Source organism: Achromobacter sp. RT286_PF (assembly GCF_059760425.1).
In genome coordinates this window covers 63,945-70,350 of the sequence record NZ_JCBAMR010000031.1, presented here as the reverse complement: position 1 = coordinate 70,350, position 6,406 = coordinate 63,945, and the positions used below count along the sequence as shown (strand labels likewise).

The following is a 6,406-nucleotide window of genomic DNA, read 5'->3' as shown; positions in this document are numbered from 1 at the left end:
GATGCAACCGTGCTTGCCGGTTGCGCGGAGTCTTCAGGCAGGTCTTCCCAGGGTGGCACGCCATCCGCAGAGGCGACGGCTGGGGAAGCAGCGGCCTGCTGAGCAGCTGCGCCAGCTTGTGCCGACGCGATGGCCACCTGCGGCGCGGCGGGCGCGAAGTCGGCACCTGTGGCGTCGACGGTCGGAGCAGCGACGGTCGGTGAGGCGACAGCCGGAGAAGCAATCGCCGGAGAAGCAATCGCCGGAGAAGCAATCGCCGGAGAAGCAACCGCCGGTGAGGCGACCACTGGAGCATTGGCGGCCATTGAACCGGACGAGTTCGTCGGGGCCTCCGCTGCTGCGTTAGAGGCGGCGGCCGCCGTCGAGTCGGCGTTCACCGAGGGTGCGGCCTGGCCGACGGCGCTCGCCGTCGAAGCCGTCGCAGAGACCGACATCGGCGCGGATGCTGGCGCGGCCAAGGGTGCAACTGCGGGTGCAGAGACAGAAGCCGCTGCGGGTGCAACAACAGGGGCAGCTGCGGGAGCGACAGGAGCAGTTGTGGGAGCGACGGGAGTAGCGGCGGGCGCGGCAGAAGGCTCAGTCGCAGCCGCAGCCTCAGTCGCAGCCGCAGCCGCAGCCGCAGCCGCAGCATGAGCCACCGGCGCGGCCGACGCATCGGCCGCAGTCGCTGCCGCCACTGTCGCCGGCTCCGCCATCTGGCGAGCGGGCGTGGCGGGCGCTTCCAGCGCGGTCTGCGGACCCGCATCGCCGTTCAGCGCCAGCATGCGCAGGCAGGCCATGATGAAGCCTGCGTACTCGTCGGGTGCCAGCGTCAGTTCGCCTCGGCTGTGTACCGCCACGGAATAGAACAGCTGCACGGCGTCGGGATGCAGGCCCAGCGCCAGCCGCGCAATGTCGGCGGCCAACGGATCTTCGGCGGGCGTGACGCCCGTGACGCGCTGCTCGATCGCGACACGCGACAGCAACACTGCCAGGTCGGCCAAGGCGCCGGCATACGACAAGCCGCGTATGGCTAGTTCGTCGGCAACCGCCAGCACGCCCTTGGCGTCGCCGGTGGCCAAGGCCTCAAGCAGGCGCACCAGGTGGCGTTGGTCGATGGTGCCGAGCATGCCGCGCACGGCGTCCTCGGTCATGTTGCCGGCGCTATAGGCAATGGCCTGGTCGGTAAGCGACAGCGCGTCGCGCATGGACCCTTGCGCGGCCTGGCCGATCAGGCGCAGGGCGGGCACTTCAAACGCGACCTCTTCGTGGCCCAGCACGGCTTGAAGGTGCCCGACGATGGAATCGGCCGGCATCTGCTTCAAGTTGAATTGCAGGCAGCGCGACAGCACCGTCACCGGGATCTTTTGGGGGTCCGTGGTGGCCAGGATGAATTTAACGTGGGGGGGCGGTTCTTCCAGCGTCTTCAACATGGCGTTGAAGGCGTGGCCGGTCAGCATGTGCACTTCGTCGATCATGTAGACCTTGAAGCGCCCCGCGCCCGGCGCGTACACCGCCTGTTCCAGCAACTGCGTCATTTCCTCGACGCCGCGGTTCGAGGCCGCGTCCAGTTCCAGGTAGTCGACAAAGCGTCCGGCGTCGATCTCGGTACAAGCGCGGCAGACACCGCAAGGCTTGGACGTGATGCCGGTTTCACAGTTGAGGGACTTGGCCAGGATGCGGGACAACGTGGTCTTGCCCACGCCCCGCGTGCCGGTGAACAACCAGGCATGGTGCAGGCGTTGGGTGTCGAGCGCATGGGTCAGCGCGCGCACCACGTGATCCTGTCCCACGAGGGTATCGAACGATCTCGGCCGCCACTTGCGGGCCAGTACCAGATAAGTCATGGCTGGATTGTAGAGCCTGTTTCGCGTGCTGGCTGAAATGCAAAGGGGACGGGCTTATTCCCGTGGAACGAATCCCTGGAAAATAACCCCGTCCCCCTTGAAAGCGAAGGGCCATGAAATGAAATCATGACCCTTTGCTTTGAAGAATCCGGTTGGCGAGCCTTACTCCGGCACTGACCCTAAACGACTATGGCTGCTTCGTTCCCGACCTGACCAGGTTCACCGTCGAACCATGCGGAGGGGCCCGCCAACCGGAATTCTAGCAGAGCTGCGCTTCGCTTGCTTGCAGCCTTCCGGTTGGCGGGCCCCTGAGGGGCGGTATGTTGCCCCCTCCCCGGCCCTCCCCCCGAGGGGGAGGGGGTGATGGCTTTGCTTCGCTTGCCATTTTTGGCTCGCTTCGCTTTGCCTTGCTTCGCTTTGCCTTGCTTCGCTTTGCCTTGCTTCGCTTTGCCCTTGCTTCGCTTTGCCTTGCTTCGCTTTGCCTTGCTTCGCTTTGCCTTGCTTCGCTTTGCGTTGCTTCGCTTTGCCTTGCTTCGCTTTGCCTTGCTTCGCTTTGCCCTTGCTTCGCTTTGCCCTTGCTTCGCTTTGCCCTTGCTTCGCTTTGCCCTTGCTTCGCTTGCCTCGCTTCGCTTTGGCTTGCTTCGCTTCGGCTTGCTGCGCTTCGGCTTGCTGCGCTTTAGCTTGCTCCGGTTTGCCTTGCTCCGGTTTGCCTCACTGCGGTTTGCCTTGGTCCAGCTTGCTTTGGTCCGATTTGCCTTGGTCCGGCTTGCCTTGGTCCGGCTTGCCTTGGTCCGGCTTGCCTTGGTCCGGCTTGCCTTGGTCCGGCTTGCCGTGCTCGCCTTGCGTTGCCTTGTTCCGCCTTGCCTTGCTTGGCCTTGCTTGCGCCTTATCTGTATGTTTGGCTTGCATTGATGGCGTTCGCGAGCGGGTTGCCTGGGGTTGCTTGGCGGCTTTGGGGCGGGGTTATTTGTTTGGGGCCAGGGGGCTTTTGGTTATTGGTGCAGGTCGATCCAGGCTTTGGCTCGGGGGAAATAGAGGGCGGCTTTGGCTTTGCGGCCGTCTAGGGACGTGACTTGCGAGCAGTAGCGCAGGAGTTGGTCGCCGTGGCGTTGGCGCATTCTGGTGGCGAAGGCGGCGGGGGGTTCTCCGGGGTGGGGGCGGCCGGTTTTGTAGTCGACGATCAGCCAGCCGTCTTCGGTGCTCAGCGCCAGGTCGATGACGGAGACCTTGCCGGCGGCGTCGATCAGGGGCCATTCGCGGCGGGCGCCGGATTGGGATAGCAGCCATAGGCCGCGTTCGTCGGACAGGGTGGCTTGCAGCGTTTCCAGTACGGCTTCGGCGGCGTCGTCGGCTTGGGAGGCGGGGATGCCGGCCCGGGTCAGCTGGCGACGCATGGCGGGCAGGCGGTCGGTCAGGGCTTCGGGCGGCCAGGCTTGTACGCCGTCTTGGCCGATACGGGCAAGCCAGGCGTGGGCCAGCGTGCCGATGGCGGCGTCGTAGCCGGCTTCCAGTTGCCAGGCGGGGTGTTCGGTGCCGTCGCCCCAGGCGCCGCGGTCGGCCGTGCCGAAACCGGCGCTGATAAGGACGTTGGACTGTTGGGCCAATTGCGTCAGGCCGTCGCCGGCGACGCGGCGCAGGGGCTCGCCTTGCCATTCGGGAGTGTCGGCGGCGTCGGGTTCGGGCTGTTGGTCCAGCGGGGGCGGTTCAGGGGTGACCAGGCAGGGCCAGAGGCGGCCCAGCAGGCTGGCGGATGGCGGGGCTTTGACCTGGCCGCTGGCTTCGTCAATGGACACGTGGCCCACCAGGTGCAGGCGTTTGCGCGCGCGGGTGGCGGCCACGTACAGCAGGCGGTCGATTTCATAGGATGCGCGGCGGGCCTCGCGGGCGCCCAGGTAGCGCGATATCGGGTCGGCCTCGACCTCGGCGCGCGGCTTGACGGGGCCGAACAGCACGCGGCCACTGCTTTGTTCGAAACGCACCAGCGGCGCCTGGTCGCCGCGCGGGGCGCGATGCAGGCCGTACAGGATCACGGTTTCAAATTGCAGGCCCTTGGACTTGTGCATGGTCATGATCTCGACGGCGCCGTCGTCCTCGTCCGCCGCGTCGGGCGCGGCGAACAAGCGCGAGATCCCGGCGTCCAGCGCTGCGGGGTCGATGGCCCCGTGCGGGGCCAGGCGTTCGACCAGCTGGAACAGGCTTTCGGCGTCGTTCGACACCGACAGGCCGGCATACAGCGCGGGGCCGCCCAAGCGGCGCCACAGGGATTCCACCCAGGCGGCGAACGGCATCGCGCCCGAGGCATTGCGCTTGTCCAGCAGCACGGCCGCCACTTGCCGCAGCCGTTCGAATTCGTCGGGGCTCAGCAGGGCTTGCGCCAATGGCGGCTCTGGCGCGGGCGATTCGGCTTCAGGCCATGCGCCTTGTGCAACACGGCCGACGCCGGACGATGCGCTGTCCAACGGTGCGGATTGCGAGGCACCGTTTGCGGCGTCTGGACTGGCGTCAAACAACGAGCCTTGCGCGCCGCTGGCGGAGATACCGCGCGCCGGCGCGACGACTCGCGAGGCGCCAGCAGCCGCCGTCGGAGCGGTGGCCGGAGTCATGCGCAGCGCGCGTTCCAGCAGTACCGGGACCGGCGTGACGTGGTCGTCGCCGAACAGGCGTTGCAGGGACGTCAGCGTCAGCCCGCAGTACGGGGCGCGCAGTACCGACAGCCAGGCCATGCGGTCGGCCGGGTGCGACAGCGCGCGCACCAGTTGCACCAGGTCGGCCACCACCGGCCGCAGCGCCAGGGGCACCAGGTCCACGGCGCGGCAGCGGATGCCTTCCTGCGCCAGCCGGCGCGTCAGATTGCCCAGATGGCTGCGCGCGCGCACCAACACCGCCACGGGGTGCTTGGCGCCTTTGTGATCGATCAGCGCCTGACGCACCAGGCCGACGGCGATATCTTCTGCCTGCTCCTCGGCGGGCGTGCCGCCCGCGCGCGACCAAGCGGGGTGGAATCGCACCGCGGGGTCGGGCAGCGCCTCGTGGAACGCGGTGGACGGGCTGTACGCGATGGCGCCCGCCGCGGCGTCGCTACGCCGGGGCAGCAGACCCGCAAACGAACGGTTCACCCATTCCACAATGCCCGCCTGCGAGCGGAAGTTGTCGGTCAGGTTCAGGAAATCAGGCGTCAATTCGCCCACGCCGATATCGGCCACCTCCAGGAACAGGCCCACTTCCGCCTTGCGAAACCGGTAGATCGATTGCATCGGGTCGCCTACCAGGAACAGGCTGCGCCCGTCGCCCGCCTGCCAGCCCGACGTCAACGTGCGCAGCAAGTCCAGCTGTGTCTGGCTGGTGTCCTGGAATTCGTCGATCAGCAGATGGCGAATGGACGCGTCCAGTTTCAGCAACAGTTCGCCGGGATCATCGGCGCTGCCCAGCGCAGCGGCCGCGCGTTGCGCGATTTCGATGAAATCGACCTCGCCTTTGTCCGCGAAGCGCAGGCGCAGCTGCGCCACCGCCAGCGCCAGCGTCATCAACTGCGCGCCCAGCACTTCCCATTGCGCGTCCGTGAAATGCGGCGCCGGAATGTCGCGCACGGCGTGCAGGCGGCGCACCCAGGCGGCCTGCCCGTCGGCCGATTCCAGCCATGCCACAAAGGGTTCCTTGTGCGCGCACTTGGCCGGAAAGCCCAGGTTTTTGTTGACGGTCTTGCGCAGGCTGCCGGTGCCGGTCAACAGCAGATGTGCCACGGCTCGCCACTGGTCCAGCATTTCGGCGTCCGGCGGCAGTTCTTCCGTCCAGTCCAATAGCGCCAGCAGCTTGTTGTCGTCGTCACCATCCTGCAAATGGGACGCGGCCAGGCGGGCCGGGCCGCACAGCGCATCGGCCCAGCCCAGCGGCATGGCGTCGCACAGCGCGTCCAGGTCTTCGCCGATGGCCTCGGCCAGCATCGCTTCCATGCCGGCGCGATCGGAGCCGTGGCGCAGCAGCGGCAGCCACTGGTCGCGCTGCCCCAGCATGTCGGCCAGGGCATCCTTGGCCGCCTGCACGTCCACATCCAGATGCTTGAGCAACACGCGCACCGCGTCGTAGTCATCGGCAAGATCCAGCGTGGCGCGCGCCGCCGCTTCGTAGTGCGCGCGTGCATCGTCGGTAATGTCGGGCATGCCGCCCAGCTCGGACAGCCACGGCATGCTGCGCACCAGGCCCGCGCAAAACGAGTCGATGGTGCGTATGGCCAGGCGCGCCGGATGGTCCAGCAGATGCCAGCCCTGCTCGGCATTGCGTGCCAAGGCGGCGCGCGCCAGTTCCCAGCTGCGGCGCTCGTGCATGGCCTCGGGCGGGGCGTCCAGCCCACGGCGCAGCTTGCTCAACACGCGCGCGTGCATCTCGGATGCCGCCTTGCGCGTGAACGTGATGGCGACAATTTCCTCGGGCCGGTTCACCGTGGCCAGCAGCGCCAGGATGCGGTCGGTCAGCAGTTCGGTCTTGCCCGAGCCGGCCGGCGCCTGCACGAGAAAAGAGCGGGTGGGATCCAGCGCGTCGGTACGCGCGGCGTGGTCCTGTGGCAGGCGTTCAGTGTCGGCCAT

Annotated in this window: 3 protein-coding genes and 1 other RNA gene; 1 reads left to right on the top strand and 3 read right to left on the bottom strand. The window is 67.4% G+C overall.

The window, feature by feature from the left end; translation table 11 throughout:
• The coding region (gene dnaX / locus AC6LJY_RS21240; RefSeq protein ID WP_498136692.1) for a DNA polymerase III subunit gamma/tau at window positions 1–1,826 on the bottom strand (1,826 nt) is incomplete at its 3' end.
• A gap of 151 nt (window positions 1,827–1,977) precedes the next feature.
• An RNA gene (gene ffs, locus AC6LJY_RS21235) (signal recognition particle sRNA small type) lies at window positions 1,978–2,075 on the bottom strand.
• A gap of 114 nt (window positions 2,076–2,189) precedes the next feature.
• Between ffs and AC6LJY_RS21230 the strand changes: the two genes are divergently transcribed.
• Window positions 2,190–2,738: a hypothetical protein gene (locus AC6LJY_RS21230; RefSeq protein WP_498136691.1), complete on the top strand. Its 549-nt coding sequence runs from the start codon at window positions 2,190–2,192 to the stop codon at window positions 2,736–2,738.
• A gap of 80 nt (window positions 2,739–2,818) precedes the next feature.
• Here the strand turns inward: AC6LJY_RS21230 and AC6LJY_RS21225 are convergent, their stop codons facing one another.
• Window positions 2,819–6,406, bottom strand: coding sequence for a UvrD-helicase domain-containing protein (locus AC6LJY_RS21225; RefSeq protein WP_498136690.1), 3,588 nt, complete (start codon window positions 6,404–6,406; stop codon window positions 2,819–2,821).